Source organism: Caballeronia sp. M23-90 (genome assembly GCF_053574605.1).
In genome coordinates this window covers 1-2108 of the sequence record NZ_JBSIPA010000712.1, presented here as the reverse complement: position 1 = coordinate 2108, position 2108 = coordinate 1, and the positions used below count along the sequence as shown (strand labels likewise).

The 2108-nt window shown below is 63.8% G+C and carries 4 protein-coding genes; all 4 read right to left on the bottom strand.

Features of this window, described 5'->3' with window-relative positions; genetic code table 11:
* Window positions 1-437, bottom strand: a 437-nt coding sequence (locus ACRXB1_RS35020; protein ID WP_449494653.1) for an acetyl-coenzyme A synthetase N-terminal domain-containing protein, incomplete at its 3' end; no start/stop codon positions are given.
* 123 nt (window positions 438-560) lie between these two features.
* Entirely contained in the window at window positions 561-986 is a 426-nt protein-coding gene (locus ACRXB1_RS35015; RefSeq protein WP_075357171.1) for a hypothetical protein, read from the bottom strand.
* Window positions 987-1075: 89 nt separating this feature from the next.
* Window positions 1076-1339, bottom strand: coding sequence for a hypothetical protein (locus ACRXB1_RS35010; protein ID WP_449494652.1), 264 nt, complete (start codon window positions 1337-1339; stop codon window positions 1076-1078).
* 181 nt (window positions 1340-1520) lie between these two features.
* The coding region (locus ACRXB1_RS35005) for a 5'-methylthioadenosine/adenosylhomocysteine nucleosidase (RefSeq protein ID WP_449494651.1) at window positions 1521-2108 on the bottom strand (588 nt) is incomplete at its 5' end.

Sequence of the window (2108 nt, the reverse complement as noted above, 5' to 3'; positions counted from 1 at the left end):
TGCGCCGCAAAGCCGCCGAACACGACCGAATGAACCGCGCCGAGCCGTGCGCACGCGAGCATGGCGAACAGGGCTTCGGGGATCATCGGCAAGTAGATCAGCACGCGCTCGCCCTGCTTCACGCCAAGGGAGCGCATCACGGCGGCCATGCGATTCACTTCAGCGTGCAGTTCGGCGTAGGTATAACGCCGCTCGATGCCCGTTTCCGTCGATACATATACGAGCGCATTCTGCTCGCCGCGCGAGGCGAGATGACGGTCGACGGCGTTGTAGCAGAGATTGGTCTTGCCGCCGACAAACCAGCGCGCAAACGGCGGATTGCTGCGGTCGAGGACCTGATCGAATGGCGTTTCCCAATGGATGCGCCGTGCCTGTTCGCCCCAGAACGATTCCGGATCGTCGATCGAACGGCGGTGAGCTTCACGATAAGTCGGCATTCGAACCTCTGTCGGGTAGCGGAATCGCCGCAGCCGGATCATCCGGGCGCGGCGAATTGCACCTGAGCATAGTTCAGCCGTCAAAGCCGTGCTAGAGAGGGACGGCCCTGATTCGTGCGGATGTCACGGCATCTGAAGGCGGGGTTTAGCGATGGAAGGCGGTTTCGAGAGGTCCGGGCCCGAGTGCTTGAGCAGCACCGGCGCGAGTTCGTTTGCGACCCGCATGCCCGATACCACGACCAGGCGCAATCCGCTGCCGCTGCACATGCCGCGCACGATCTCCCGCGTCGATGCACGCGCCTCGATGCGCGGTTCGATCACGATCAGGCCGCGGCAGTACATTGCAAGGGCGCTCCGGTTCGATCGCAGCCATGCGGAGCGCAGGCGCAGATCGTCGGCGGGTTCGTCGGCGCAATACTCCGCAACGATCACGAACGGCGCTTTCAGCGCAAGCAGACGCTGCATTTCGGCGCCCCAGGCAAATGCGTAGCCGGGCTGTACCGAGCGGCGGCGCAACCGCACGAGCGGGAAACGACTGGCGTCGTGCATGCGCTGATTCGGGACATCGGAACGATGGATTGTTTCCGCTGCGGGCATTGCCAAGGTGGCCGGCGTCGCAGTTTGAGATTGGGTGGCGATCACAGCGGTCTCGTACTCCAGAAATTCATTACCAGCGCCAGGTTGGCGATCATCGGGCGGCGCTGAAAGCGCGGCCGGCGAGCTTGCCTGGCCGTGTCTCCGAGCTGCGGCGTTACGTTGCCGAGCCACGCATGGCGGGTGGTCTCGATCACACGTGCAGCGTTAGTGGATATAACCAGCGCTGCCCGGCCGGAATCAGGCAGCGAATCAGGCAGCGATCCGGGCGAGAAGCCGGTCAATCTATCGAGCGTCGTTTGGGTCAAAGTGGACCTCCTGTCGTCCGATGTATTGTAATTGCGAATCATTCTCAATTACAAGCAGGATTTTCGGGGCAGGACCGATGCAAAAGATCTGGGATCGTTGGTGAGCGAAGCCGATGCGCGAAGCGCCGCCATGAGCGGGGCTACGGCCGTTGGAAAGACAAGATGAGGCGGATTGCCGCGCTCAGACGCGCGCCGTCAAGAAGCGCCGCAGAATCCCCGACGAATACGCGCCGCCGAGCGCGTGAAGGAACTCGAGGAATGATTCGGGCGCGTCGGCATCGGCGGTATCGGATACGGTGCGCACCACGGCGCACGGCACGTCGTGTTCGTAACAAACCTGGGCGATCGCGGCGCCTTCCATCTCGACGGCGAGCGCTTCAGGCAAAGCAGCGCGAAGCGCGTTCACCTCGGCATGACTCGATACAAACCGGTCCCCGCTCACAATCAGCCCGCGATGCAACCGTGGAGGATGCACACCGAAACGCGCCTCGAGCGCCGCGTGTTCATCGGCGAGAAAGGCGGTGCAGGCCTTGGCCAACGCGTCGCTGAGCCCGGCGTTCGCGGCAAAACGCGCCATGCCGAGCAACGGCACCTCGAAGCGCGGAAACAGCGGCGACGCGTCCAGATCGTGCTGCATTAGCATATCGCCGATCACGATATCGCCCACGCGCACGTCTTCCCGAACACCGCCCGCGGCACCCGGGGACACGATGGGATCGGCGCCGGACACGGGGATCCGCGCGCTCAGGTCCGGAGGGCACACGGCTGG

Coding starts and splice junctions, on each gene's coding strand:
- ACRXB1_RS35015 (WP_075357171.1), bottom strand. CDS start 986: ATGCACGACGCCAGTCGTTTCCCGCTCGTGCGGTTGCGCCGCCGCTCG.